This is a genomic window from Streptomyces sp. NPDC050509 (genome assembly GCF_044457965.1).
Taxonomy (GTDB): domain Bacteria; phylum Actinomycetota; class Actinomycetes; order Streptomycetales; family Streptomycetaceae; genus Streptomyces.
The window spans coordinates 399,942-426,150 of record NZ_JBITHL010000005.1; the positions used below are offsets into that span (position 1 = coordinate 399,942).

Genomic DNA, 26,209 nt, shown 5'->3' on the forward strand with positions numbered 1-26,209 from the left:
GCGGCGATCATCGCACCCTCTCGGCCGGCTCTTCCTGCCAGGCCGCGGTGATCCTGAAGCGCTCCTCCCACCGTCGGACGCCCGGGCCGTTCGGCTCCCATCGGTGGCAGAACTCCCTGAACCAGGTGCACCGGGCGAGCATGGCGGCCCTGCGGGCCGGCCAGGAGGGCACGGGTCCGTCGTACGCGTCGAAGAAGTGGTGGAGGGATTTCCGGTGGTCCGGGTGGTGCATTCGTACGATCCATTCGCACCACGCGAGATCCTCCACCGGGTCGCCCGGATGGGCGAACTCCCAGTCGACCACCGCCGTGACCTGGAGGGTGGACGGGTCCAGCAGGAGGTTGTGCGGGCCGAAATCGCCGTGTACGGGCGCCTTGTCGGGGGCGGGGTCGGCTCCGGTATCGGTGTGCAGGAAGCCCGTCGGTACGGCGTGGATGCGGCGCAGTGTCTCCCCGCACGCTCGCAGGACCGTGTCCGCGTGCCCCGCGTTCATGAGTTCCTGACCGGGTGCGCCGGGTGCGCCGGGTGCGCCGGGGACGAGGCCGAGCGTGAGGGTGTGTGTGTTCGTCCGGAGCAGTGGAGGTACCGGCACGCGGCCCCGTAACGCGGTCAGCTACATCCGCTCGCGCGCGAGCCGTTGGGCGGAATCGGGGCCCTCGAAAGTTTTCTCGACGGTTGTTCCGTCGCCCAGGGTGCGATTGGTATAGCCGTATTTGAGGGGACGCATCCGCTGATCGTAACCAGGCGAATTGGCGTCCTTCACAGGGTTATGCCCGGGAGATCCGGGTGGGGAGTTGGTGCCGTTCCGCAGGGGGTGAACTCGGTACTGCGGAAGTTGTGTTGAACGCCCCTCGCGTCCCCTCCGTATACAGGGCCGAGCGTTCTTCGTCTGCTGCCGGCGAGCGGACTCCGTCCCCACAGGAGGTCTTGAGTTGAGCCACAAACGCATACCCAAGCGGAAGATCGTATTCGCCGGGGGTGGCGCTGTAGCCATTGCGGCGGCCGCGATTCTGCTGCCGAATGCCAATGCCTCACAAGGCGGCGAGCCGGAGACGACGCCCAAGAAGGTGACCGCGGCAGCCGCCGGGGATCTCGCCTCGCAGATCGCCGCCCAGTTGGGCGACGCTTTCGCCGGGTCGTACTACGACTCCGCGAAGCAGCAGATCGTCATCAACGTCGTCGGTGACAACAACAAGGTCGAGCTCCAGGCCAAGCAGGCCGGTGCCGTCGTCAGAAACGTCAAGAACAGTTCGGCCCAGCTCAAGGCCGCCTCGCAGACGCTGAAGGCGCAGGCGACCATCCCCGGTACGGCCTGGTCCGTCGACCCCAAGACGAACCAGATCCAGGTCACCGCCGACCGCACCGTGACCGGTGCGAAGTGGAACCAGATCGAGTCGACCGTGAAGTCGCTCGGCTCGGACGTGGCCCGGATCAAGCGGAGCGCCGGGGAGTTCAAGCCCCTGGCCGCGGGCGGTGACGCCATCTTCGGTGGCGGCGCGCGCTGCTCCCTGGGCTTCAACGTCGTGACGGCGGACGGCGCCCCCGGCTTCCTCACGGCCGGGCACTGCGGCGTCGCCGCCGCGGAGTGGTCGGACGACGAGAACGGGCAGCCGGTCGCCACCATCCAGGACGCGACCTTCGCGGGCGGCGGCGACTTCGCCCTCGCCGCGTACGACGACCCCGCGACCGAGGTCGCCAGCACGGTCGACACGGGTGACGGCCAGATCGTGGACATCGCCGCGGCGGCCGAGGCTGCCGTGGGCCAGGAAGTCATCCGGATGGGCAGCACCACGGGGCTGGCCGACGGCGCGGTCACCGGTCTCGACGCCACTGTCAACTACGGCAACGGTGACATCGTCAACGGCCTCATCCAGACCGACGTCTGCGCCGAGCCGGGCGACAGCGGCGGCCCGCTGTTCACCGCGGACGGCGGCGCCATCGGCCTGACCTCCGGCGGCAGCGGTGACTGCACCGTCGGCGGCGAGACCTTCTTCCAGCCGGTGACCACCGCGCTGGAGGCGGTCGGTGCCCAGATCGGCGCCGGTGACGGGGGTGCCGGTGACGGTGCCGCTGACGCGGGTGCCGGCGACGGCGCTGCCGATGCCGGTGCCGGCGATGGTGCGGCTGACGCGGGTGCGGGTGACGGCGCCGCTGATGCCGGTGCCGGCGATGGTGCGGCTGACGCGGGTGCTGGTGACGGCGCCGCTGATGCCGGTGCTGGTGACGGCGTCGCCGACGCGGGTGCCGCCAACGCGGGCGCCGGTGACGAGGGTGCCGCCGCCGCGGGTGCGGGTGACGGTGCCGCCGCCGCGGGTGCCGGCGACGGCGCGGCGGACGCGGGTGCCGGTGATGCCGGTGCCGGTGACGTCGGCAACGGCGACCAGGGCAACGGAGACAACGGCAACGGCAACGGTCACTGACCTGGCGTCGCCCTCTCGGAAGGACCCCCCGGTCAGGCATCACGCCGACCGGCGGGGTCCTTCCGCCGTGTTGTACGGCGCCGGTGTGCTGTCGGTACGGAGCCGCCGGTCAGACCGTCGTCGGTACGCGCGTGAAACGGCTCGCCACCTCCAGGTCCGCCGCCACCCGCGCCGCCGTCGCGCGCAGTTCCGGCAGCACCTCCCCGAGGCACGCCGCGACATCGCGGCGGCTCGTGTGCATGGCGACGTTCACGGCCGCCACGACCGCGCCCGTACGGTCCACGACCGGCACCGCGATCGAGCGCAGCCCCTCCTCCAGCTCCTCGTCCACCAGGGCGTACCCCGCACGGCGTACGCCGTCCAGGATCGTGGCCAGTTCGGCGGGACGGGTGACCGTGTGCCGGGTCAGTGCCCTCGGTTCGGCGCGTGCGAGCCGGGTGATGAGTTCGTCGTACGAGAGGTCGTCCATCAGCCCGGCCAGCAGGACCCGGCCCATGGACGTCGCGTACGCGGGAAAACGGGTGCCGGTGGTGATGTTGACGTTCATGATGCGCCGCGTGGCCACCCGCGCCGTGTACTGGACGTCGTCGCCCACCAGCACCGCCAGGGACGCCGAGTCGTGCACCCGCCCCGCGAGCGCCGCGAGATGGGGCGCCGCGATCTGGGGGAGCGTCGTACGGGACAGGGCGGGGAAGCCGAGCGACAGCACCCGCGAGGTGAGCCGGAACGTCCGGTCGGGCGCGGCGGTGACGTGGCCCAGATGCTCCAGGGTGATCAGGGCGCGCCGGGCGGTGGCCCTGGCCAGGCCGGTGGCCTCGGCGACGGCGCTGAGCGTGAGCGCGTCCCGGCCCTCGCCGAACGCGGTCAGTACGGTCAGTCCGCGGGCCAGCGACTCGATGAACTCCCGGCCCAGCTCCTGCTTGGACGCGCCGGTCCACGCGGCCAGCCCGGAACGCCCTTCCCCGGGAAGCCGCCCGGCGGCGGATTCCCCGGCCGGGCGGGCCAGTTCGCGTTCCATCTCCGCCACGGCCGCCCGCAGCCGGGGCAGCAGGGTCTCCCGGAGTGACGCGGCGCTGTGCCGGCTGGTGTGGCTGACCACGCTCGCGACACACACCGGCTGCCGCGCCCGACCCGCCTCGCCCCCGTGCCCCAGCGGCACGGAGAGGGCGATCAGTCCCGGTTCGATGAGCTGGTCGTCCAGCGCCCAGCCGTCCTCCCGGGCCCGCGCCGCCCGTTCCTCGAAGCGCCGGCCGTGCCCGGTCCTGCCGCCGTACGCCGCCCTGTCGTCCCGGGGCGGTACGGCGGGGAAGCCCCGGTCCTCGGGGTCGGCGGCCCGGCGCGCCCGCCACCGTGCCCACTCCTCCCCGGACCATCCCGCGGCGATCAGCGGCCCCGGCGCGGTGCGTTCGGCGGGCAGCAGATCGCCGATGCGGAAGGTCAGCGACATGGCGCGGCGCCGCGTGCTCTGGTGGACGAAGCGGATGCCGTCACCGTCGGGGACGGCCAGCGACACCGACTCGTCCAGCTCGTCCGCGAGCCGTTCCGCGAGCGGACCGAGCCGTCCGGGAAGCCGGGACGCGGACAGATAGGCGTTGCCCAGCTCCATGAGGCGCGGGGCGAGTACGGCGTCGGGGCCGGTCAGCCGTACGTACCCCATGCGGGCCAGTGTCGCGAGGACCCGGTCGAGCGTGGCGCGGGCGAGACCGGTGGTGCGGACCAGGGTGCCGATGCTCGCCCGGCCGTCGGCGTCGCTGAGCGCGCGCAGTACGGAGATGCCGCGCATCAGGGGTTTCACGGCCTCGGCGGGCGTCTCGGCGGGCGTCTCAACAGGAGGGGGAAGCGGCGTGGACGGCATCGGGTCGGCTCTCCGGTCTCCCGGCTCCGGCCCGGGACATCGGTCGAACGGGGCGCGGATACGGGGCGTTGACATGGGTCCCCGGTGAACGCAGACTCATGGCCCATCTCAGGTGAAGAATAGTTCACCAGGCGAACGGCAGTCAACGGGCGACCACGAGCGGAGAAGCGGATGCACACCTCGGTCGGCATCGTCGGAGGCGGCCCCGCCGGTCTCCTGCTGGCACGCCTGCTGCACAACGCGGGCATCGACAGCGTGGTCCTGGAGAGCCGCGACCGCGCCTACGTCGAGCGCCGCCAGCGCGCCGGAATCCTGGAACAGCCCACCGTGGACGCCCTGCGCGCCGCCGGGGCCGGGGCCCGGATGGACCGCGAAGGCCTGGTCCACGACGGCATCGAGCTGCGTTTCGGCGGGCGGGCGCACCGTATCGACTTCCCGGCCCTCACCGGCGGGCGCACCGTGATGGTGTACGCGCAGACCGAGGTGGTCAAGGACCTGATCGCCCTCCAGCTCGCCGGGGGCGGACCGCTGCTGTTCGGCGCCGAAGTGCTCGCGGTGACGGGCGCCGACTCCGGCGCACCCGCCGTCCGTTATCTGCACGAGGGCCGCGAGCAGGTTCTGACCTGCGACTACGTGGTGGGCTGCGACGGCTTCCACGGCATCACGCGCACCGCGGTACCAGAGGGCGCCCGGACGACGTACGAGCGGACCTACCCGTACTCCTGGCTCGGCATCCTGGCCGACGCGCCGCCCGTGTACGACGAGCTGATCTACGCGCACTCGGAGCGCGGGTTCGCCCTGGCCAGCATGCGCTCCCCGGCCGTCAGCCGGCTCTACCTCCAGGTACCGAACGGCACCGACCCCGCCGACTGGCCCGACGCCCGGATCTGGGACGAGCTGGACGCCCGCCTCTCGCTCCGGTCGGCGCCCGGACAGCGCTCGGCGCCCGGCCAGCCGCTGGAGCGCGGCCCCGTCACCGCCAAGTCCGTGCTGCCGATGCGCAGTTCCGTCACGGAGCCGATGCGGTACGGCCGGCTGCTGCTGGCCGGGGACGCCGCGCACATCGTCCCGCCGACCGGCGCCAAGGGGCTCAACCTGGCGGCGGCCGATGTCATCGTCCTCGCGCGCGCCCTGGCCGAGGTGTACGGGACCGGCTCCACCGCCCTGCTCGACGCGTACTCCGACACCTGTCTGCGGCGGGTGTGGCGGGCCGAGCACTTCTCGTTCTTCATGACCACGACCCTGCACACCGATCCGGCCCAGTCCGCCTTCGACACCCGCCTCCAGCTCGCGCAGCTCGACCGCATCGCGTCCTCGCCGCACGCCGCCGCCGAACTGGCCGAGAATTACGCGGGACTGCCGTTCGGCGGGTGAGCCGACCAGCGCGAGTGGGGGATGGAACGGAAAGGGGCTGGACGGCCTGGACGACCTCCGCCGCTTCCGCTGCTGGGCCGTGGCCATCGCCATGAACCAGAACGGTCTGATCGTCCTGCCGCCCGGCGCGCAGCAGATGTGGAAGAACGAGTACTTCCATCTCGACTGCGAGGTGACCCTCCACCTCAACGAGACGGAGGCCGACTACAACCTCGACATCCTGCCCCTGTCCTGGGACGCCGTCTCCGCGGATCTCACCACCCCGCCGGACGGCGGGCAGGACGGGCCGCGCTCGCGTTACGGGCTCGTACGGGACACGGGGCGCGAGCGCGGCGCCGGTGCCGCAGTATCTGACCCGGGCCAGGCCCGAGGATCCGCTGACCGTGCAGCGGGACTCGGACCTCCGCTGACCGGCGCCCGCACACCTGAACCGAGCCCGTACGCCTGCCCGAACCGCGCCCGTACGGAAACGCGTACGGAACTCGTACGGAAACGCGTACGGGCGCCTGAGGGTAATCCCGCACGTACCCCTGCCCACCCCCATGAGGCAGGGGTGCGTGCGGCCACAATGACCGCTCCCCCCTGAGAGCGGTCGAAACGTCAGGACCCTGACCGGAGAAACGCTATCGCCGGACGCCCCCGACGTGTGACGGTCAATCGACCGACAATCGGCACGGGAAAATGTGACGGGTGAGGCGCCGAGTGGTGCATGAGGCGAATGAGAAGCGTGGGAAGCATGAGAAGAACACCAGCCCCTTAGGGAGCCTTCCGGAGAAGCACCGGCGTCAACAGGCCCCAAAGCCCCCGCCGGATCCGCGCGCCCCCGGCCCGGCCGAACGCGAATTCGTCGCCTTCGCGTTCCGGTACGCCCACCGGATCCGCGTCGTCGTGGTCTGCTCCGGTGCCCTGCTCGCCGTACCGGCCATGCCGGTCGACGCCATGCCCGCCGCCTCGGCCGTCTCCGCCGGGGTCATCGTCTGGAGCCTGCTGCACTACCGGCTCGCACGGGCGGGCCGTCATCCGCGCCGGACCCTCGTCGCCGACCTCGCGGTGCTGACCGCGCTCTGCCTCACCCAGGCGCTGACCATTCCGGCCTCCCAGACCCAGTACGGCAGTACCTGGGTGCTGGTCGTCGTCAGCATCGTCGCCGTCGCCTACCAGCTCACGCACCCGGCGCGGCTCGCACTGCCGGTGGCCGCCCTGCTCGCCGCCGTCGATCTGGCCGGCGCGGTGCTCGACCGCCCCGACGGCTGGACGTACGCGCTGCCCAACGTGGGCTGGCTCTTCGTCCAGACCCTGCTCTGCCAGGGGATGTACCGGCTCGTCCTGCGCGGCAGCAGGGCCGCCGACGCGGCGGGCGCGCGGGCCGCCGAGGCCCGGCGGCGGCACGATGTCGCGCAGGCCCAGCGGTCCGCCGAGCGGGAACACCTCGCCACGCTGCACGACACCGCCTGCGCCACCCTGCTGATGGTCTCGGCGCACGGCGGCTCCCTCGACCCGGGCGTGGTCCGCACACAGGCGGGCAAGGACCTGCGCAGACTCGCGGCGGAGCGCGCGCCCGCACACACCCCGGAGTCGCACGGGTCGCACGGGTCGCACGAGTCGTACGAGGCCTACGAGACGGGCCTGACCGACCTGACCTGGGAACTGCTCGCGGAACTCGACGGCCACCCGCTCTCCGTACGCACCGCGTTCGACCGTACGCCCGGCTCCCTGGGCCCGGTCACGCGCTCCGCCGCCGTCGCCCTGCGCGGCGCGCTGGGGGAGGCCCTGCGCAACGTGGACCGGCACGCGGGCACCGGCTCCGCGACGGTCACGGCGGCCAGGGACGGCGACACCGTCACCGTCGTCGTCCGCGACGAGGGCACCGGCTTCGACCGGGCGCGCGTACCGGCGCACCGCCGGGGGCTGGCCCGCTCGATCGTCGAACGGATGGAGTCGGCGGGAGGCCGGGCCACGATCGCCTCCCGCCCCGGCGAGGGTACGACCGTACGGCTGGAGTGGCCCCGTGTCTGATCCACAGTCACGTTCCTCGATCGGGGACAACGCCGACGGCATCGACGGCATCGGCGGCATCGGCGGCGATCCGCTGACCGACCGGATCGCCCGCGACATGCGCGCCGGGCTGCGCGTCGCCGGGCTGTTCATCCTCACCGCCGTGCACCTCGGACTCGCCCTGCCCGCGCTGCTCACCAGCCTGCGCGACTACGACCAGCCCTGGGTGCAGCTCTTCGCGTTCACCCTGCTGACCCTTCTCATCATGGTGGACGCGCTGCTCGGCGCCGACGGGCGCGGCCGGCCGCGCCCCTGGGTGGTGCTCGGCCTGACCTGCGCCCTCGTCGCGTCGACCGTCGCCACCAGCCGGCTGCCCGTGGAGGACTTCATCGGGATCCCGCACTGGACGTTCCTGGAGATCGGCTGGTTCGGGGTGCTGCTGCTCTTCGACGCCGGACTGGGGCCGACGCTCGTCTTCATCGGCGGTCATCTCGCCCTCACGCTGGGGCAGTTGCTGCTCGCCGGGGTGCCGACCCGGCAGGCCGCCTCCGGCATGGCCGTCAGCGCCCTGGCCATCTGCACCTTCCAGGTCGCCGCCGCGATGCTCGCCCGGTCGCTCGGGGAGTGCGCCGCCGCCGCGAGCGCCACGGGACGCGAACAGGAGCGCGTACGTACGGAGGCGGCCGTCGCCGCCCAGGTCCACGCCGACCAGCGGGCCCGCTACGCCGAACTCGGCCGCTCCGTCCTGCCGTTGCTGACCGGGCTCGCCGACGGCTCGCTCCGTCCCGGCGAGGGGACCGTACGGCGCCGCTCCGCCGTCGAGGCCGCCCGGCTGCGGCGGCTCTTCGCGGAGCGCGACCACGCGCACGATCCGCTGCTCCACGAACTACGGGCCGGTATCGACGTCGCCGAACGCCACGGTGTCGACGTACAGCTCGCTGTACGCGGGGCCTCGGCCCCGGTGGACCGGCGGCTGCGCCGCGCGCTCACCGAGCCGGTGCTCGCCGCGCTCGCGACCGCCGAGCACAGCGCCCGCGCCACGGTCGTGCGCGGCGGCGGCCTGGTGCGGGTGAGCGTGGTGACGGACGGCCCGGCCTCGGCGCTGGCGGAGATCCCGGAGTTCGCCGAGCGCGGGGTGCGGGTCCGTACCGTACGCAGCGAGGGGCTGCTGCTGGTGGAGGCGTCCTGCACCCTCGACGCCCCGGCGGGGAGTACGGCCCCGGCGGACGGCACGGAGGATGGCACGGCAGACGGCGTGGCGGCCGGCGCGGAGGACGCGCTCGCCGCTGTCCCGGCCGGCCGGGGTCACAGCTCGTCCAGCGATGTCAGCCCGTCCTGAATGGCCCGCGCGACCAGGTTCGCCTTGGTCGTCGCGGGCCGGCCCGCGTTGGCGTACTTGATCCGTACCCGCTCCAGATAGGTGTTCACCGTACGGACCGAGAGCCCCAGGCTCGCCCCGACCATCGCCTTGGACTCCGACTGGAACCACTCCAGCAGCACCTCCACCTCGCGCGGGGTCAGCGCGGGCCGCCCCTTGCGCGCGTCGCTGCCGAACGCCCCGGCCAGCGCGGGCGGTGTGTACGGGCGGCAGTCGGCCGCGGCGAGGGTCGCCGCCATGAGGTGCCGTTCCCCCTCGGCCTTGGTGAGGTAGGTGAACGCACCCAGGTCCAGGCAGGTCAGGGCGGTCTCCTGGCTGTCCTGCATGGTGTAGACGATCACCTGCCGCTCCCGGGCGACGAGTTGCCGCAGCTCGGGGTAGGCGGGCACCCCGTGGGCGAGCTGGAGGTCGAGCACCACCACATCCGCGTCCCGGCCGGGACCGCTCGTCGCCACCGACAGATCGGGCCCCTTGGCGGTCACCGCGATCGGCCGCTCCGACGCCGCGTACCAGGACTCGATGCCCGCGAGGACCACGGGATGGTCGTCGATCAGGGCGACGCTCACGGGCGCGGTTTCCGGCATGCCCCATTGTCCGCCGCCCCGGAGCGCCGCAGGGCGGAAAGCGCCGGAAAGTGCCGCAGTGGGGCGGAAAATCGCCTGTGATAGCTTGCCGAGGCCAGTCGAACCCATGTACGTGGGTCAGGGAATCCGGTGCGAATCCGGAGCTGACGCGCAGCGGTGAGGGCGACGGGCGGGGCATCGGCCACTGGACGGCAGTCCGGGAAGGCGCTTCCGTCCGGATGACCCCGAGTCCGAAGACCTGCTGGCGGCCTCCGTCCGCGTCCCGTGGCGGGGGAGCACCGTACGACCGGGCTCCGCGCATGGGCCCTCGACGCAGAGGAACGACTCCGTGCCGATCGCACGCCTTGCCCGCCGTACCGCTCTTGTCCTCGCCGCGGGCACCTTGCTGCTGACCGGCTGCGGCGGAGGGGGAACGAGCACCGCTCAGGACGGCGCTTCCGGGTCGGACTCAGGGGCCGGTTCCGGTTCCGGCAAGGCCGCCGGTTACCCCCGTACCGTCACCAACTGCGGTCAGAAGGTACGGATCGACGCTCCGCCCGAGCACGCCGTCTCGCTCAACCAGGGCACCACGGAGGTCATGCTCTCCCTCGGCCTCGGCGACCGGATGGCCGGCACCGCCACCTGGACCGACCCGCTGCCGAAGAGCCTGGAGAAGGAGAACGCCAAGGTCGAGCGGCTGGCGGACAACAACCCCTCCTTCGAGAAGGTCCTGGACGCCGAGCCCGACTTCGTCGCCTCCTCCTTCGAATCCACCCTGGGCAGGGGCGGCGTGGCCACGCGCGCGCAGTTCGAGAAGCTGGGCGTGCCGACGTACGTCTCCCCGTCCGACTGCGCCAAGGACAACAGCGGCGACACCGACGGATCGCGCGCGACACCGCTGACGATGGAGGACATCTACGGCGAGATCCGCGATCTGGCCACGGTGTTCGACGTCGAGGACCGTGGCGACCGGCTCATCGCCGAGCTGAAGGGCCGGATGAGCGAGGCGGTCGCCGGGATCGACGCGAAGAAGGCGAAGGACACCACCTTCCTCTACTGGTTCGCCAACTCCGAGGCCCCCTACATGGGCGGCTGCTGCGGCGCGCCCGGCATCATCACGAACGCCGTCGGCGCGAAGAACGTCTTCGACTCCACCCATGACGAGTGGCCCCAGATCAACTGGGAGACGGTCGCCGACCGCGACCCCGACTTCCTCGTCATCGGTGATCTCTCGCGCAGGTCGGAGACGGCCGAGACGGCGGCGAAGAAGATCGAGTTCCTGGAGACCAACTTGGTCACCAGGAACATGGACGCGGTGAAGCACCAGCGGTACGTCCGGCTCAGCGGCCAGGCGATGAACCCGAGCATCCGCACCGTGGAGGGCGTCGAGCGGGTGGCGGCGGCGCTGCGCGCGTACGCGCCCGCCGCGTGACGACCACGGAGCGGCCCACGACCACGGAACAGGCGTCGCGCACGTCCGCCGCGACGGAGAGCGCGGCCCCGCCCCCCGCCGGCCGGTTCCGCCGGGTCCGGGCGGCGGCCTGGGCCCGCCCCGTGGGCTGGGCCTGCGCCCTCGCCCTGCTCGCGCTCTCCGTCGCCGTGGCGATCACCATCGGGCCCGCGGACATCCGCGTCGGCGACGTCTGGTCGGTCGTCGCCGCGCATCTCGGCTGGGGGGAGTCGCACCTCACCCCGATCCGCGACGGCATCGTCTGGAACCTGCGGCTGCCACGTACCCTGCTCGCCGCCGTGTGCGGCGCCGGGCTCGCGGTGTGCGGCGCGATCATGCAGTCCCTGCTGCGCAACCCGCTCGCCGACCCCTTCGTCCTCGGCGTCTCCTCGGGGGCGTCCACCGGCGCGGTCCTGGTGGTCGTGCTCGGGGCCGGGGGAGGGGCGCTGTCCATCTCGGGCGGGGCGTTCCTCGGCGCGCTGTGCTCGTTCGCGATGGTGCTGGTGCTCAGTCACACGCTCGGCGGGACGACGGACCGGGTGGTGCTCTCCGGGGTCGCCGCGATGCAGCTCTTCTCCGCCCTCACCTCCTTCGTCGTGATGACGGCCGCCGACGCGGAGACCACCCGCGGGGTGCTGTTCTGGCTGCTCGGCTCGCTCAGCGGCGCCGGCTGGACCGACGTCCAGGTCTGCGGCGCCGTCCTCGTGGTGGCGCTGGTGGTGTGCGGCGGGTACGCGCGCACGCTCGACGCGTTCGCCTTCGGGCAGGACGCGGCAGGACACCTCGGCGTCTCCGTGGCCCGTACGCGCCTCGTGCTGCTCTGCGTCACCGCGCTGCTGACGGCCGCGCTGGTCTCCTCGGCGGGCGCGATCGGCTTCGTCGGGCTCGTCCTGCCGCACGCCGCCCGCGCCCTGGTCGGCCCGGGGCACAGCCGGCTGCTGCCGGTCACCGCGCTGGCCGGGGCGGTCTTCCTGGTGTGGGTCGACACCCTGGCCCGTACGGTGCTCGACCCGCAGGAGGTACCGGTCGGCGTGGTGACGTCGCTCATCGGGGTACCGGCGTTCGTCCTGGTCCTCCATCGCACCCGGAGGACAGGATGACGACGACCGACCCGATGACGACGACCGCGCCACCGGGCCTCCGCGCCGACCGGGTCTCCCGTACCGCCGGGGGCCGCCTCATCCTCGACGGGGTCTCCCTCGCGCCCGCGGCCGGTTCCACGGTGGGGCTGCTGGGCCCGAACGGCTCGGGCAAGTCCACCCTGCTGCGGCTGCTCTCCGGTGTCCTCGCCCCCACCGCCGGCGTCGTCACCCTGGACGGCAGGACGCTGGGCGAGGTGGGCCGCCGCGCGGTCGCGCGCCGGGTCGCCGTGGTCGAGCAGCAGACCGACACGCAGGTCGAGCTGAGCGTCCGCGAGGTCGTACGGCTCGGCCGCGTCCCGCACCGCCGGGCCTGGTCGGCGCCGTCCGCCGAGGACGACACCGCCGTACGGACGGCCCTGGAGCGCAGCGGACTGACGGAGCGCGCCGAGCAGTCCTGGCACACCCTGTCGGGCGGCGAGCGCCAGCGTGTCCAGATCGCCCGCGCCCTCGCCCAGGACCCCCGCGAACTGCTCCTGGACGAGCCGACCAACCACCTCGACATCCAGCACCAACTGGAGCTGCTGAACCTGGTCGCCACGCTCCCGGTCACCACCGTCATCGCCCTGCACGACCTGAACCTCGCCGCGATGTACTGCGACGAGGTGGTGGTCCTGCGCGAGGGCCGCGCGGTGGCGGGCGGCGCCCCGGGCGATGTCATCACCGAGGAACTGATCGCGGACGTCTACCGCGTACGGGCGGCGGTCACCCGGGACGCCGCCGGGGGCCGCCCCCATGTGCGGTTCCTCGGTACGGTGCCGCGGGACTGAAGCCCCCCGCGACTGAGGCACCCCGCGGCTGAAGGGCCCCGCATCTGAGGGCCCCGTGCCCGGGTGACGGTCCGGCCAGGCTTATTGCATATGATGCGCAAGTGCCGAACTACCGCATTCGAACCGCGACCCCCGAGGACGCCGACGCCGCCCGCGTGGTGATGCTCGACACCGTTTACCACGACTTCCGTTCGGGGTATGTGCCGCGCTGGCACGGCGACATCATCGACATAGAGGCCGCCTACCTCACCCCCGCGCGCCACACCCTGCTGGTCGCCGTGGAAGAGAGCGGTAGTGAGGGGGGAGGCGGTGCGGGGACGGTCGTCGCCACCGCGGCCCTCGACTCCCGGGGTCCGGCGCATCCGCCCAACCCCCGCTGGCTCGCGGAGCGTTACCCCTCCGGGGAGACCGCTCAGCTCCGCCGGGTGTACGTACGTCCCGCCCACCGCCGCCAGGGGCTCGCCCGCGCGCTCGTGCGCGAGCTGCTGGACTTCGCCGCGGCGGACGGCGGCTACTCCTCGGTCTATCTGCACACCGATCCGGCGGTCACCGGCGCCGAGCCGTTCTGGCGGTCGCTCGGGAAAGTGGTGTGCGACGAGCGGGAGGGTGCGGAGGGGGTCCCCGGCGCCCCCGGTGGCACGGGGAGCGTCGTTCACTTCGAAGTCCCCATGGTCTGACGCGGAGCCCTCGCGACCGCCCGCCCCTGGTGAAAACGATTGTCATGTAATCTTTCGTTCGCCCTGTCCCGAAGGGCCCGCACAAAGCTGCTCATCGCGTAGAGAACGAGGACCATGCGCCCTGCCCACCGCCGCCGTCCGGTCACCGGTCTGCTGCTCGTACCCCTGCTCGCCCCGCTGCTCACCGGCTGCTTCGCCGCCGACGGCGGCTCCACCGGCGCGCCGGGCTCCGGCGGCTCGTCCGACGGCGCGCGGCTGCGGATCGCCCTGGCCTTCCCGCCGTCCGAGAACCTCTCCCCGTACGGCGCCGACGCCACCCTCCTCAGCCGGCTCGGCGTCACCGAGGGGCTGACCAGGCTGGACGGCAACGGCGCGGCCTCGCCCGCCCTCGCCGAGTCCTGGCACCGCGAGAACGGCCGCAGTTGGCTCTTCACCCTGCGCGACGCGACCTTCCAGGACGGGGCGCCCGTCACCGCCGACGCGGTCGCCGCCGCCCTCACCCACGCCACGGAAGCCACCCCCCTGCCCACCGCGCTCGCGGGCGTGAAGCTCACCGCCCGGGCCTCCGGCGACCGTACGGTCCGCGTCACCACCGCGACCGCCGACCCCGTACTGCCGCTGCGGCTGGCCGGACCGAGCCTGGCCGTCCTCTCCCCGAAGGCGTACGGGAAGCAGGCGGACGGGAAGCAGGCGGAGACGGCCGGGAAGGCGGAAGGGACCGGGAAGAAGCAGGCCGGGAAGGGGAGCGCCCCCGACCCGGTCGGCCATGCCACAGGCCCGTTCACCCTCACCAAGGTCAACGGCTCCGCCTCCGCCACCCTCGACCGCTTCGACGACTACTGGGGCGGCCGGGCCCAGGCGTCCGGCATCGACGCCAAGTTCATCGCCGACGGCACCGCACGCGCCAACGCGCTGCGCACCGGTGAGGAGGACATCGCCGAGGCCGTACCGGTCTCGCAGGCCGCCTCCCTCCCGAAGGGCGTCGCCCGCGAAGTGCCCACCGCCCGCACCACCAGCCTCTTCCTCAACACCCGCACCGGCGTCTTCGCCGACCCGAAGGTACGGGCCGCCGCCCGGCAGGCCGTCGACACCTCCGTCCTCGCCAAGAACGTCTACGAGGGGTACGCCGACCCCGGCCAGGGCGTCTTCGGACCCGCCCTGAACTGGGCGGCCGGCCTGCGCAAGCAGCCCACCGGACGCGCCGAGCCCGCCTCCGTCGCGGCGGTCAAGGGCACCACCGTCACCCTCGCCACGTACGACAACCGGCCCGAGCTGCCCGAGGTCGCCCAGGTCCTCCAGCAGCAGTTGGAGAAGGCCGGCTTCACCGTCAAGCTGACCGTGCGGGAGTCCTCGCGGATCGAGAGCGACGCGCTGGCCGGGAAGTTCGACGCGTTCGTCGGCGCCCGCAACACCATGCTCGACACCGGCGACCCCGTCTCCGTCCTCGCTTCCGACTACACCTGCGACGGCACCTACAACCTGGCGCTGCTCTGCGACCGGGCCGTGGACCGGGCCGTCACCGCTGCCGACGCGGTCGCCGACCCCGAGGAGCGGCGCCGGGCCGTGATGGCCGCCGAGGCGAGGATCCTCGGTACGGACGCGGTCGTCCCGCTCGTCCACCAGCGCAATGTCCTCGGCGTCGCCACCGCCGTACGGGGCGTGCTCCTCGACCCGTACGAGCGCGCCGTCGTCGCCCCCGGCACCCGGCGCTGAGCGGACGGACCGGTATGAACCGCCCCCCGGCCGGACGCGCGCCCTTCACCACGCCCCCCGGCCTCACCCTCCTCTGGCGCGCCGCCCTCGCGGGCGCCCTGCTCTGCGCCATCGGCCTGCTGCCCTGGCTCTCGCGCACCGACCCCGCGCTGACCGTGCTCAAGGCGCGCTCCGCGGAGCGCGACCCCACCCCCGAGGCCCTCGACGCCGTACGGGACCAACTCGGCCTCGGCGCCGGCCCCGGCCACCTCCTCGGCCAGTGGCTCGGCGGGCTGACGCGCGGCGACGCGGGCGAGTCCTGGATCTCCGGATCCGCCGTCCTGCCCGCCGTCGGCCAGGCGATGGGCGCCTCCCTGCTGCTGATGGCCACCGCGATGGCGGTCGCCGTCGCCACCGCCGGCGCCGTGTGCGCCCGTACGCTCCGGCGCGGCGCGCGGGGCCGGACCGGCCGCCCGCGCGCCGGGGGAGCTGCGGCGATGCTCGCCGCGCTGCCCGAGTTCCTGACGGCGTCCGTCCTGGCCACCGTGGTCGGCGTACAGCTCGGCTGGCTCCCCGCGCTCGGCTGGTACGGACCCCCGTGGCTGGTGCTGCCCGCGCTCGCCCTCGGCCTGCCCGCCGGGGCGCTGCTCGGCCGGATGCTGGACGACGCGCTGCCCGGCGCCTTCACCGAACCGTGGGCGCGCGCGGCGGCGGCGCGCGGCATCCCGGGCCACCGGATCGCCCGGCAGGCGCTGCGCCGCTGCCTCCCCGGACTCCTGCCCAACCTGGGCCTGTTCGTCGTCGGCCTCACCGGCGGCTCGGTCGCCGTGGAGCAGATCTTCGACATCCCGGGACTCGGCCGGCTCACCCTGGAAGCCGCGATCGCCCAGGACCTGCCCGTACTCCAGGCGGGCACCCTCGCCCTGCTCCTGCTCGCCGCCGCCGCAGGTGGCCTCGCGCGCACCGCGGCGCACCTCATGATCGGCCCCGCGCTGCGGGACGGCGCGCTCCAGTCCACGCACCGGCCCACGCCCCCGGCGGGCCGCACCCTGCCCCTGGTGTACGGCGCGCTCCTGCTCGGCGTCATCGGGGCCGGGCTCACCCGCGACCCGCTGCGCCTGGACACCGTCGCCCGGCTCCAGGCGCCGTCCTGGGCGCATCCGTTCGGTACGGACGCCCTCGGCCGCGACGTCCTGGCCCGGATCGGACACGGCGCGCTCACCACCCTCGCGCTCGCGCTGGCGGTCAGCGCGGCGGCGCTCCTCCTCGGCGTGCTGCTCGGGCTCGTACCGAAGGTGTCGGGGGCGGCCGTCGACACCGTCAACGCCGTGCCGCCCGTCCTCGCCGGACTCCTCGTCGCCGGGGTCGCGGGCAGCGGCCCGGCCACCCCGGCGCTCGCGGTGGCCGCCGTCGCCTGGGCGCCGCTGGCCGCGCACGCCTCCGCGCTGCTCCTCCAGGAACGCGCCACCACGCACCTGGCCGCCACCCGCGCGCTCGGCGCTGGCCCGCTCCACCTGCTCCGCCGCGAGCTGCTGCCCGCCGTCGTACCGCCGGTGGCCCGCCACGCGCTGGTCCGGCTGCCCGCGGTCGCGCTAGCCCTGGCCTCGCTGGGCTTCCTCGGGCTCGGCGCGCAGCCGCCGTCCCCCGAGTGGGGCCTGCTCCTCGCCGAGAACCTGCCGTACGCGGAGCGCGCGCCCTGGGCGGTGTTCGCCCCCGCCGCCGTGCTGGCCCTGCTGGGCGCGCTCGCGGTGTCGGCGGCGGGCGGGATACGGGGCCGGCGGCGCGGCTCCAGGACGACCGGGGCCGCCAGGACCGACGCCTACGTGATCGCAGCCCCGGAGGAAGCCTGATGACCGAGGCAGAGGCACACCCCGGCCCCGGGCCGATACCCGGCCCCGGGCCCGCCCCCGAACCCCACCGGTCGGGCCTTGGCCTGTGGCGCGGACTCACCCCGCTGCTCCGCCTGCTGATCCTCACGCAACTCGCCTTCAACGTCGGCTTCTTCGCCGTCCTCCCCTTCCTCTCCGACCACCTCGGCGGAGCCCTCGGCATGGCGGGCTGGCTCGTCGGCCTGGTCCTGGGGCTGCGGACCTTCAGCCAGCAGGGGCTGTTCGTGGTCGGCGGCGCCCTGGCCGACCGGTACGGCGTACGGCCCGTGGTGCTGGCCGGGTGCGTCCTGCGCATCGCCGGTTTTACCTGGCTCGGCCTCGCCGAACGGTCCTGGTCCGTCATCGGCGCCGTCCTGCTCGTCGGCTTCGCCGCCGCCCTGTTCTCGCCCGCCGTCGAGTCCGAGGTGGCCCGCCAGGCCGTGGCCAGGGAGGACGCGGGCGGCGGCCCCCGTACCGGAGTGCTGGCGCTGTTCACCATGGCCGGACAGGCGGGCGCCTTCGTCGGACCGCTGCTCGGCGCGCTGCTGCTGGAAGCGGACTTCCGTACGGTCTGCCTCGCCGGATCCGTGATCTTCCTGCTCGTCCTCGCGGGCCACTGGTGGCTGCTGCCGCAGCACATACCGGGCCGCACACCCACCAGGGGCCCCGGCGGCGTACGGGGCCTGCTCGGCAACCGGCGCTTCCTCGCGCTCTGCCTGGCGTACGGGACGTACCTCCTCGCGTACAACCAGCTCTACCTGGCCGTCCCGGCCGAGGTGGAGCGCGCGGCGGGCTCCCAGGCGCCGCTGGCCTGGCTCTTCGCGCTCTCCTCGCTGCTCGTCGTCACCGCGCAGCTCCCCGTCACCCGCTGGGCCGCCGACCGGCTCGACGCGCGCCGCTCCATGGCGGCGGGCCTGGTCCTGCTGGCGGCCGGCTTCGCCGTCGTGGCGGCGGCCCGTCCGGCCGGCCTGACGGGCACCGGGGGACTGGCGCCCGTCGCGGGCTTCGTGGCCCTGCTCACCGTCGGCCAGATGCTGATAGCCCCGGCCGCCCGCGCCTGGGTCCCCGACCTCGCCGCCCCCGGCCGGCTGGGCCTCTACGTCGGCGCGCTGTCGTCCGTCTCCGGCCTGATCGTCCTGGTGGGCAGCGCGGCGACGGGCTCCCTCCTCGACGCGGGCCTGCCGGTGGCGGTGCCGTGGCTGGTCCTCGCCGCGATCCCGCTGGCGGCGGTGGCGCTGCTCCCCCGCGCCGGGAAGCCGTAGGCGCCCGCGTCGCCAGGCCGCGTCGGCCAGTCTCCGTCGCTAGTCCTCGTCGTTCGGCTGGGACATCCGCAGCGCCAGCTCGCGCAGCAGCTCCTCCGACGTGATGTCCGTACGCCCCGCGTCATGGACCCGGGCCAGCTCCGTGAAGACGAAGGTGAACGCCCCGATGAGCTGCATGATCGGGGGCAGCGCCGCCTCCGTCACCGAGTGCGCCGCCTCCAGCGGGGTGGCCTCCGAGGAGACCGTGAAGGACGGGAAGACCTCGGCGAGCAGCGAGCCGATCTGCCCCGCCCCGGTGTCGCCGCCGGAGTCCGCGCCCGCCGCCGGCTCCGCACCGGCCGCCGGGCCCGGTTCCGCGTCACGGTCGGCCGTGCGGATCCACTCCGCGGACTGCGTGAGAATGCCGATGGCCCTGAGGACGACTTCGTTCTGCTCCATGGACCAGACTCTATGGGGGCGTACGCGGGTTGACCGCCGTTCACCCCGCGGCGCGTGCGCGAGGCGGGCGGAGGACGGGCGCGGGACGGTGTGAAAGTCGGCAAAACCCGGACGCGGCACCGGCTTCGGACCTACTCTCAAGTTGTGTCTGGAGCGTCCGGCCGGGTGCTCGTTGTCGACGACAACAGGGTCATCAGGCAACTGATCAGGGTCAATCTCGAACTTGAGGGCTTCGAGGTCGTGACCGCGGCCGACGGTGCCGAATGCCTGGACGTGGTCCACGAAGTCGCCCCCGACGTCATCACCCTCGATGTGGTCATGCCGCGCCTCGACGGCCTGCGCACCGCCGCCCGGCTGCGCGCCGACCCCCGTACCAGCAGGGTGCCCATCGCGATCGTCAGCGCCTGCACCCAGTACGAGACGGACACCGGCAGCGCCGCCGGCGTGGACGACTTCCTCGCCAAGCCCTTCGAACCGGCCGACCTCGTCCGCCTCGTACGCCGACTGCGCCACCAGGAGGGGCCGCCGCCCCTGGACGGCAGACACGGCGCCGGGCACGTGGGCCGCACCCTCGGCTGACCGCATCGCGAAACCGGTTGGCGGGCAGCCCCCCACTCTCGCCTACGCTGGACCCCGTGACCCCCGCAGAGCTTTCCCGAACCGTGCTGCACGCCGTGTGCCGCGCGGTCGAGGACGACGCACTGCCGGGGCCCGTGCCCGAACGGGTCGCCGTCGACCGGCCCCGCCCCGGCGGCCGGGGGGACTACGCCACCAACGTCGCGCTCCGGCTCGCGGGCCCCGCCGGACGCCCGCCCCGCGAGGTCGCCGAGATCCTGCGCACCGTCCTGCTGCGCACCTCACCCGGATCCGGCATCGCCCACGTCGAGATCACCGGACCCGGCTTCCTGAACTTCACCCTGGCCTCCGGCAGCCGCGCGGACGCCCGCGCCGCCCTGCTCCGCACCATCCGGCGCACCGGGACGCGCTACGGACACGGCGACGCCCTCGCCGGGACCACCGTCGCCCTGGATGAGTCATTCCGAAGTCCCGTCTGCGGGGAGGTGCCATGCACGCACATCCGCGGCGTTGTCGTCGGTCAACGACGCTCCGCGTCGCTTCCCTCCTCCGCCTTGCGGCTGCACGCACCTGACACCTCCCCGCCCGCCCCAAGGGGCGGACGACGCTACTTCGGAATGACTCATCCAGCACCCGCCGAGGAGCCACGGGCCGCACTGTGGACCCGTACGGTCGTGACGCTGCTCCGTACCCAGGGCGCCGAGGCAGCCGTCGTCCCCGGCGCCGCCGAGGTGCTGCGGCCGGTCCCCGTGCCCGCGCCCACCACCGCCGACGAGCTGGACGCCCGGCTCGGGCCCGACGCCGCCCGCTGGGCGCTGCTGCGGCCCGCCGCGCACGACCGGCCGTACACCGACGGCGAGGCCGCCCGCACGCTGCTCGTCCAGCGCGAGAGCAACGGCCTCTTCCTCGTGCGCTACGCGTACGCCCGCACGCGCGCCACCGCGCGCGGCGCCGCGCGGCTCTCCCTCGCCCCGGCGGAGACCGACACCCCGGCGCGGACCGACACCCCGGCGCAGATCGGCGGGACGATCCCCGAGGACTCCGCCGCCGCCCTGCTCACCCTCCTCGGCGACCACCCCGCCGTCCTTGAGGCCGCCGCCCGGCTGCGCGCCCCCGACCGGCTCGCCCGCCACCTCGAACACACCGCGGACGCGTTCCTGCGCTTCCAGGAGACCTGCCACCCGCTGCCCCTCGGCGACGAGAAACCCTCGGCCGCCCACCGGTCCCGGCTCGCGCTCGCCGAAGCCACCGGGACGGTGCTGGCCGGTGGCCTGTCCCTGCTCGGCGTCGATGCCCCGGAGCACCTGTGAACGGGGCATCCGTGAACGTTCCGCACACCTCTGAGAAGAAGCCAAGAGAGCCACGCACATGAGCCGTTCCGCACACCCCGCAGGCCCCCGCCACGCCGACGTACTCACCGAGGGCCACTACAGCGCCCCCGCCGCCGACCTCAACGCCCTGGACGAGAAGGTCTGGTCGCGTACGGTACGCCGCGAGGAGGACGGCGTGGTGACCCTCGCGGGGATCGAAGTGACCAAGCTGGCCGAGGAGTTCGGCACCCCGGCGTACTTCCTCGACGAGGCCGACTTCCGCGCCCGCTGCCGCGCCTGGGCCGACGCCTTCGGCAAGGACGCGGACGTCTTCTACGCCGGCAAGGCGTTCCTCTCCCGCGCCGTCGTGCGCTGGCTGCACGAGGAGGGGCTCAACCTCGACGTGTGCTCCGGCGGCGAGCTGGCCACCGCCCTGTCCGCCGGGATGCCCGCCGAGCGCATCGCCTTCCACGGGAACAACAAGTCCACCGAGGAGATCGAGCGCGCCGTCACCGCCGGGGTCGGCCGCATCGTCCTCGACTCCTTCCAGGAGATCGTGCGGGTCGCCCACATCGCGCAGCGCCTCGGCAAGCGCCAGCCCGTGCAGATCCGGGTCACGGTCGGCGTGGAGGCGCACACGCACGAGTTCATCGCCACCGCGCACGAGGACCAGAAGTTCGGGATCGCCCTGGCCGGCGGACAGGCCGCCGAGGCCGTCCGCAGGGCCCTCAAGCTCGACGGCCTCGAACTGATCGGCATCCACTCGCACATCGGCTCGCAGATCTTCGACATGGCCGGCTTCGAGGTCTCCGCCCGCCGCGTCGTCCAGCTCCTCGCCGAGGTGCGCGACGAGCACGGCGTGGAACTGCCCGAGATCGACCTCGGCGGCGGCCTCGGCATCGCGTACACCTCCGAGGACGACCCGCGCGAGCCGCACGACATCGCCAAGGCGCTCAGCGACATCGTCACCCGCGAGTGCGAGTCCGCCGGGCTCCGTACGCCGCGTATCTCCGTCGAACCGGGACGCGCCATCGTGGGCCCGACGGCCTTCACGCTGTACGAGGTCGGCACGATCAAGCCGCTCGACGGGCTCCGCACCTATGTCAGTGTGGACGGTGGCATGTCCGACAACATCCGTACGGCGCTCTACGACGCCGAGTACAGCGTGGCGCTGGTCTCCCGCGCCTCCGACGCCGAGGCGATGCTGACCCGCGTCGTCGGCAAGCACTGCGAGAGCGGCGACATCGTCGTACGGGACGCGTTCCTCCCCGCCGACCTGGCCCCCGGCGACCTGCTCGCGGTGCCCGCCACCGGCGCGTACTGCCGCTCGATGGCGAGCAACTACAACCACGCGCTCCGGCCGCCCGTCGTCGCCGTCAGGGACGGCGAGGCCCGGGTGATCGTCCGGCGCGAGACGGAGGAAGATCTGTTGCGTCTCGATGTCGGTCACTGAAATACATGTCTCGCAATCTGGACGAGGGGCAGAAACTCCCGTCCGTTGAGTGAGACTGGTTGGCAATCACGCTTCCGCCCGATTTCGGCGGTCGCGCTCGATGGACTGGATGAAAGGCGTAGGTCGGATGATGCGTACGCGTCCGCTGAAGGTGGCGCTGCTGGGCTGTGGTGTGGTCGGCTCAGAGGTGGCGCGCATCATGACGACGCACGCCGACGACCTCGCCGCGCGGATCGGGGCCCCGGTGGAGCTGGCCGGGGTCGCCGTCCGGCGCCCCGCCAAAATGCGCGCGGGCATCGACCCGTCCCTCGTCACCACCGATGCGACCGCCCTGGTCAAACGGGGTGACATCGACGTGGTGGTCGAGGTGATCGGCGGCATCGAGCCCGCCCGTACGCTCATCACCACCGCCTTCGAGCACGGCGCCTCCGTCGTCTCCGCCAACAAGGCGCTGCTCGCCGAGGACGGCACGACGCTCTACGACGCCGCCGCCCGCAACGGCCGCGACCTGTACTTCGAGGCGGCCGTCGCGGGCGCCATCCCGCTGGTCAGGCCGCTCCGCGAGTCGCTGGCGGGGGACAAGGTCAACCGCGTCCTCGGCATCGTCAACGGCACGACCAACTTCATCCTCGACCGGATGGACAGCGCGGGCTCCGGCTACTCCGAGGCGCTCGACGAGGCCACCGCCCTCGGGTACGCCGAGGCCGACCCGACCGCCGACGTCGAGGGCTTCGACGCCGCCGCCAAGGCCGCCATCCTCGCCGGGATCGCCTTCCACACCCGCGTACGCCTCGACGACGTGCACCGCGAGGGCATCACGGAGGTCACCTCCGCCGATCTCGCCTCCGCCAAGCGCATGGGCTGTACGGTCAAGCTCCTCGCGATCTGCGAGCGCGCCGCCGACGGCCGCTCCGTCACCGCCCGCGTCCACCCGGCGATGATCCCGCTCAGCCACCCGCTCGCCTCCGTGCGCGAGGCGTACAACGCGGTCTTCATCGAGGCCGAGGCGGCCGGGCAGCTCATGTTCTACGGCCCCGGCGCGGGCGGCTCACCGACCGCCTCCGCCGTCCTCGGCGACCTCGTCGCCGTGTGCCGCAACAAGCTCGCCGGAGCCACCGGCCCCGGCGAGTCCGCGTACACCCAGCTTCCCGTCAGCCCCATGGGCGACGTGGTGACGCGCTACCACATCAGTCTCGACGTGGCCGACAAACCGGGTGTGCTCGCCCAGGTCGCGACGGTCTTCGCCGAGCACGGCGTGTCCATCGACACGGTCCGCCAGAAGGGCCGACCTGACGGTGCGGGCGAGGCCGCCCTCGTCGTCGTCACCCACCGCGCGGCCGACGCGGCCCTCTCGGGGACCGTCGCGGCGCTGCGCAAGCTCGACACCGTGCGCGGTGTCGCCAGCATCATGCGTGTTGAAGGGGAGTAAGGGACCCATGACCAGCAATGGCCTGACCAGCAATGGCAGCCGTGAGGGCGCCCACCAGTGGCGCGGCATCATCGAGGAGTACCGGCACCGCCTCCCGGTGACGGAGAAGACGCCGGTCGTCACCCTCCGCGAGGGTGGTACGCCGCTCGTTCCGGCGCAGGTGCTCTCCGAGCGTACGGGCTGTGAGGTACATCTCAAGGTCGAGGGCGCGAACCCCACCGGGTCCTTCAAGGACCGCGGGATGACCATGGCCATCACCCGGGCCAAGGAGGAGGGCGCCCAGGCGGTCATCTGCGCCTCCACCGGCAACACCTCGGCCTCGGCCGCCGCCTACGCCGTACGGGCCGGGATGGTCTGCGCCGTACTGGTGCCCCAGGGCAAGATCGCCATCGGCAAGATGGGGCAGGCGCTGGTCCACGGCGCGAAGATCCTCCAGGTCGAGGGGAACTTCGACGACTGTCTGACGCTGGCCCGCTCGCTCTCCGACAACTACCCGGTGGCGCTGGTCAATTCGGTCAACCCGGTCCGTATCCAGGGCCAGAAGACCGCCGCGTTCGAGATCGTGGACGCGCTCGGCGACGCCCCGGACATCCATGTACTGCCCGTCGGGAACGCCGGAAACATCACGGCCTACTGGAAGGGCTACACCGAGTACGCCGCCGACGGCGTCGCGGGGCGCACGCCGCGCATGTGGGGCTTCCAGGCGTCCGGTTCCGCGCCGATCGTGCGCGGCGAGATCGTCAAGGACCCGCACACCGTCGCCACCGCGATCCGGATCGGCAACCCGGCCTCCTGGCAGTACGCGCTGGACGCCCGCGACGAGTCCGGCGGCTTCATCGACGAGGTGACGGACCGTCAGATCCTGGCCGCCTACCGGCTGTTGGCCTCCCAGGAGGGCGTCTTCGTCGAGCCCGCCTCGGCCGCCTCCGTCGCCGGTCTGCTCAAGGCCGCGGACGAGGGCAAGGTCGACCCCGGCCAGCGCATCGTCTGCACGGTCACCGGGAACGGCCTCAAGGACCCCGACTGGGCCGTCGCCGGGGCTCCGCAGCCGGTCACCGTGCCGGTCGACGCGGTCGCCGCGGCGGCCCGCCTCGGCCTCGTCTGACGCCCTCCCCGGCCCTCCCCGGCCCTCCCCGCCCGGACGCGCCGCCCGGCCGGCGGCTCCGGGGGGTGCCCTCTACGCATGACCGACATAGGCGCACAGGCAGGCACGCGACACGCATCGTGCGCCTCCTGTGCGCCCTATGTCGCCACGGATCCATCCTTCGATAAGCTGTACCCAATCCGCCCCGCCGCATATGCCGTGGTGTTGCCGCCGCCGTGGCCCCGGGCGTTCCGTACGGCCTTCTCGAAACCTCCTCCCGCACCACCCGGAACCCCTCGCAGCCACGCAAGTTCGACGTAACCCCAGCAAGCCAGGTAACCCAGTACCGCAGTCACAAGGAGAGTCGTCAGAGCGATGGCCGGTCCCGCGTTCCGCGCCGCCGCCGTACGGGTGCGCACCCCCGCCACCAGCGCCAACCTCGGCCCTGGCTTCGACGCCCTGGGCCTGTCGCTGGGGCTCTACGACGACGTGGTGGTCCGCGTCGCCGACTCGGGGCTGCACGTCGACATCGCGGGTGAGGGCGCCGAGACGCTTCCCCGCGACGAGAACCATCTGCTCGTACGGTCCCTCCGTACCGCCTTCGACCTGCTCGGCGGACAGCCGCGCGGCCTGGAGGTCGTCTGCGCCAACCGCATCCCGCACGGCCGTGGCCTGGGCTCCTCGTCGGCCGCGATCTGCGCCGGGATCGTCGCCGCCCGCGCCGTCACCATAGGCGGGGACGCCCGGCTCGACGACGCGGCGCTGCTGGAGCTGGCGACCGAGATCGAGGGCCACCCGGACAATGTCGCCGCCTGCCTGCTCGGCGGCTTCACGCTCGCCTGGATGGACGGGGGAGCGGCCCGCGCCATCAGGATGGACCCGGTCGGTTCCATCGTTCCGGTGGTTTTCGTACCCGCCAAGGCGGTCCTGACGGAGACGGCCCGCGGCCTCCTGCCGCGTACGGTCCCCCATGTGGACGCGGCGGCCAACGCCGGTCGTGCGGCCCTCCTCGTCGAGGCCATGACCCGGCGCCCCGAGCTGCTGCTGCCCGCCACGGAGGACCGCCTCCACCAGGACTACCGGGCCCCCGCGATGCCCGAGAGCATCGCTCTGGTCAACCGGCTGCGCGCGGACGGCGTCCCAGCAGTTGTGTCCGGCGCGGGCCCCACGGTGCTCGCGCTGGTCGAGGACGGTGCGGCCGACAAGGTCGCACGGCTGGCGGGCGAGGGATGGGCGGCCAACCGGCTCTCCCTCGACGCCGCGGGGGCGAGCGTTCTGCCGCTCGGCTCGTAGGGCTCGCAGAGCTCTTGGCAAGAACAGCCACAGGAGATTGCCGGTGAGGGAGAGGGGGAATGTTTGTTGGAGCCGGTAGTGTTAACCTCAAGTCTGCAACCGACGTCTTTCAGGCGCGGTGCTTCGTGTCCCACATCGGGACCGCCCTTCTTCCGGGAGCCTCCCCAACTGCCTGAGCAGCCT

General features: G+C 73.2%; 22 protein-coding genes and 1 riboswitch. Of the genes, 18 read left to right on the forward strand and 4 right to left on the reverse strand.

The genetic code is table 11. The annotated features are described in order from the left end of the window. Window positions 1-7: 7 nt before the first annotated feature. Window positions 8-493 (reverse strand): phosphotransferase family protein, encoded by a 486-nt coding sequence (locus tag ACIBJC_RS17315; RefSeq protein WP_399292842.1) that lies wholly within the window; start codon window positions 491-493, stop codon window positions 8-10. Window positions 494-932: 439 nt separating this feature from the next. Between ACIBJC_RS17315 and ACIBJC_RS17320 the strand changes: the two genes are divergently transcribed. Then, complete coding sequence (locus ACIBJC_RS17320; RefSeq protein WP_399292844.1) at window positions 933-2,420, forward strand: S1 family peptidase; 1,488 nt, start codon at window positions 933-935, stop codon at window positions 2,418-2,420. Between the two features lie 109 nt (window positions 2,421-2,529). Here the strand turns inward: ACIBJC_RS17320 and ACIBJC_RS17325 are convergent, their stop codons facing one another. Next, window positions 2,530-4,275, reverse strand: a complete 1,746-nt coding sequence (locus tag ACIBJC_RS17325) for an IclR family transcriptional regulator C-terminal domain-containing protein (protein ID WP_399292846.1) — start codon at window positions 4,273-4,275, stop codon at window positions 2,530-2,532. Between the two features lie 171 nt (window positions 4,276-4,446). On the opposite strand from ACIBJC_RS17325, the gene ACIBJC_RS17330 reads away from it, so the two are divergent. The 4 genes from ACIBJC_RS17330 (at window position 4,447) to ACIBJC_RS17345 (ending at window position 8,983) form a co-directional block, all read left to right on the forward strand. After that, window positions 4,447-5,649 (forward strand): 4-hydroxybenzoate 3-monooxygenase, encoded by a 1,203-nt coding sequence (locus ACIBJC_RS17330; protein ID WP_399292848.1) that lies wholly within the window; start codon window positions 4,447-4,449, stop codon window positions 5,647-5,649. Window positions 5,650-5,728: 79 nt separating this feature from the next. Beyond that, the gene (locus ACIBJC_RS17335; RefSeq protein WP_399292850.1) at window positions 5,729-6,235 is read left to right on the forward strand and encodes a hypothetical protein; all 507 of its coding nucleotides are present in this window, start codon (window positions 5,729-5,731) and stop codon (window positions 6,233-6,235) included. A 119-nt stretch (window positions 6,236-6,354) separates the two neighbouring features. Further along, the gene (locus ACIBJC_RS17340) at window positions 6,355-7,665 is read left to right on the forward strand and encodes a sensor histidine kinase (RefSeq protein WP_399292852.1); all 1,311 of its coding nucleotides are present in this window, start codon (window positions 6,355-6,357) and stop codon (window positions 7,663-7,665) included. Beyond that, window positions 7,658-8,983 (forward strand): hypothetical protein, encoded by a 1,326-nt coding sequence (locus ACIBJC_RS17345; protein ID WP_399292854.1) that lies wholly within the window; start codon window positions 7,658-7,660, stop codon window positions 8,981-8,983. The genes ACIBJC_RS17340 and ACIBJC_RS17345 overlap by 8 nt, the downstream gene beginning before the upstream one ends. Here ACIBJC_RS17345 and ACIBJC_RS17350 read toward each other — a convergent pair. After that, complete coding sequence (locus ACIBJC_RS17350; RefSeq protein ID WP_399292856.1) at window positions 8,950-9,606, reverse strand: DNA-binding response regulator; 657 nt, start codon at window positions 9,604-9,606, stop codon at window positions 8,950-8,952. The two genes, ACIBJC_RS17345 and ACIBJC_RS17350, sit on opposite strands and share 34 nt — an antisense overlap. A 78-nt stretch (window positions 9,607-9,684) precedes the next feature. Continuing rightward, window positions 9,685-9,867: riboswitch (cobalamin riboswitch) on the forward strand. A gap of 67 nt (window positions 9,868-9,934) precedes the next feature. Here ACIBJC_RS17350 and ACIBJC_RS17355 point away from each other — a divergent pair. From ACIBJC_RS17355 to ACIBJC_RS17385, 7 genes are all read left to right on the forward strand, one after another. Beyond that, the gene (locus ACIBJC_RS17355) at window positions 9,935-11,017 is read left to right on the forward strand and encodes an ABC transporter substrate-binding protein (RefSeq protein ID WP_399292858.1); all 1,083 of its coding nucleotides are present in this window, start codon (window positions 9,935-9,937) and stop codon (window positions 11,015-11,017) included. Continuing rightward, window positions 11,014-12,135 carry a FecCD family ABC transporter permease gene (locus ACIBJC_RS17360; RefSeq protein WP_399292860.1) on the forward strand — a complete coding sequence of 374 codons (1,122 nt, stop codon included), beginning with the start codon at window positions 11,014-11,016 and terminating at the stop codon, window positions 12,133-12,135. The genes ACIBJC_RS17355 and ACIBJC_RS17360 overlap by 4 nt, the downstream gene beginning before the upstream one ends. Further along, window positions 12,132-12,944, forward strand: coding sequence for an ABC transporter ATP-binding protein (locus ACIBJC_RS17365; protein ID WP_399292862.1), 813 nt, complete (start codon window positions 12,132-12,134; stop codon window positions 12,942-12,944). Before ACIBJC_RS17360 ends, ACIBJC_RS17365 begins: the two co-directional genes overlap by 4 nt. 101 nt (window positions 12,945-13,045) lie before the next feature. Continuing rightward, window positions 13,046-13,621 carry a GNAT family N-acetyltransferase gene (locus ACIBJC_RS17370; RefSeq protein ID WP_399292864.1) on the forward strand — a complete coding sequence of 192 codons (576 nt, stop codon included), beginning with the start codon at window positions 13,046-13,048 and terminating at the stop codon, window positions 13,619-13,621. 114 nt (window positions 13,622-13,735) lie between these two features. After that, window positions 13,736-15,334: an ABC transporter substrate-binding protein gene (locus ACIBJC_RS17375; RefSeq protein ID WP_399292866.1), complete on the forward strand. Its 1,599-nt coding sequence runs from the start codon at window positions 13,736-13,738 to the stop codon at window positions 15,332-15,334. 14 nt (window positions 15,335-15,348) lie between these two features. Beyond that, window positions 15,349-17,163, forward strand: coding sequence for an ABC transporter permease subunit (locus tag ACIBJC_RS17380; RefSeq protein ID WP_399292867.1), 1,815 nt, complete (start codon window positions 15,349-15,351; stop codon window positions 17,161-17,163). Then, complete coding sequence (locus ACIBJC_RS17385; RefSeq protein WP_399292869.1) at window positions 17,163-18,443, forward strand: MDR family MFS transporter; 1,281 nt, start codon at window positions 17,163-17,165, stop codon at window positions 18,441-18,443. The genes ACIBJC_RS17380 and ACIBJC_RS17385 overlap by 1 nt, the downstream gene beginning before the upstream one ends. Before the next feature lie 39 nt (window positions 18,444-18,482). On the opposite strand, the gene ACIBJC_RS17390 is transcribed toward ACIBJC_RS17385, so the two are convergent. Further along, a complete protein-coding gene (locus tag ACIBJC_RS17390) occupies window positions 18,483-18,881 on the reverse strand; it encodes a hypothetical protein (protein ID WP_399292871.1) in 399 nt (132 codons plus the stop codon). 144 nt (window positions 18,882-19,025) lie between these two features. Between ACIBJC_RS17390 and ACIBJC_RS17395 the strand changes: the two genes are divergently transcribed. The 6 genes from ACIBJC_RS17395 (at window position 19,026) to thrB (ending at window position 26,026) form a co-directional block, all read left to right on the forward strand. Beyond that, window positions 19,026-19,460 (forward strand): response regulator, encoded by a 435-nt coding sequence (locus tag ACIBJC_RS17395; protein WP_399292873.1) that lies wholly within the window; start codon window positions 19,026-19,028, stop codon window positions 19,458-19,460. A gap of 56 nt (window positions 19,461-19,516) precedes the next feature. Further along, the gene (gene nrtL, locus ACIBJC_RS17400) at window positions 19,517-20,767 is read left to right on the forward strand and encodes an ArgS-related anticodon-binding protein NrtL (RefSeq protein ID WP_399292875.1); all 1,251 of its coding nucleotides are present in this window, start codon (window positions 19,517-19,519) and stop codon (window positions 20,765-20,767) included. 58 nt (window positions 20,768-20,825) lie between these two features. Beyond that, window positions 20,826-22,220: a diaminopimelate decarboxylase gene (gene lysA, locus ACIBJC_RS17405; protein ID WP_399292877.1), complete on the forward strand. Its 1,395-nt coding sequence runs from the start codon at window positions 20,826-20,828 to the stop codon at window positions 22,218-22,220. A 127-nt stretch (window positions 22,221-22,347) separates the two neighbouring features. Beyond that, window positions 22,348-23,649 (forward strand): homoserine dehydrogenase, encoded by a 1,302-nt coding sequence (locus ACIBJC_RS17410; RefSeq protein ID WP_399292879.1) that lies wholly within the window; start codon window positions 22,348-22,350, stop codon window positions 23,647-23,649. A gap of 7 nt (window positions 23,650-23,656) precedes the next feature. Beyond that, the gene (gene thrC / locus ACIBJC_RS17415; protein WP_399292881.1) at window positions 23,657-24,754 is read left to right on the forward strand and encodes a threonine synthase; all 1,098 of its coding nucleotides are present in this window, start codon (window positions 23,657-23,659) and stop codon (window positions 24,752-24,754) included. Between the two features lie 354 nt (window positions 24,755-25,108). Beyond that, window positions 25,109-26,026, forward strand: a complete 918-nt coding sequence (gene thrB, locus ACIBJC_RS17420; protein ID WP_399292883.1) for a homoserine kinase — start codon at window positions 25,109-25,111, stop codon at window positions 26,024-26,026. The last annotated feature ends 183 nt before the right edge of the window (window positions 26,027-26,209 follow it).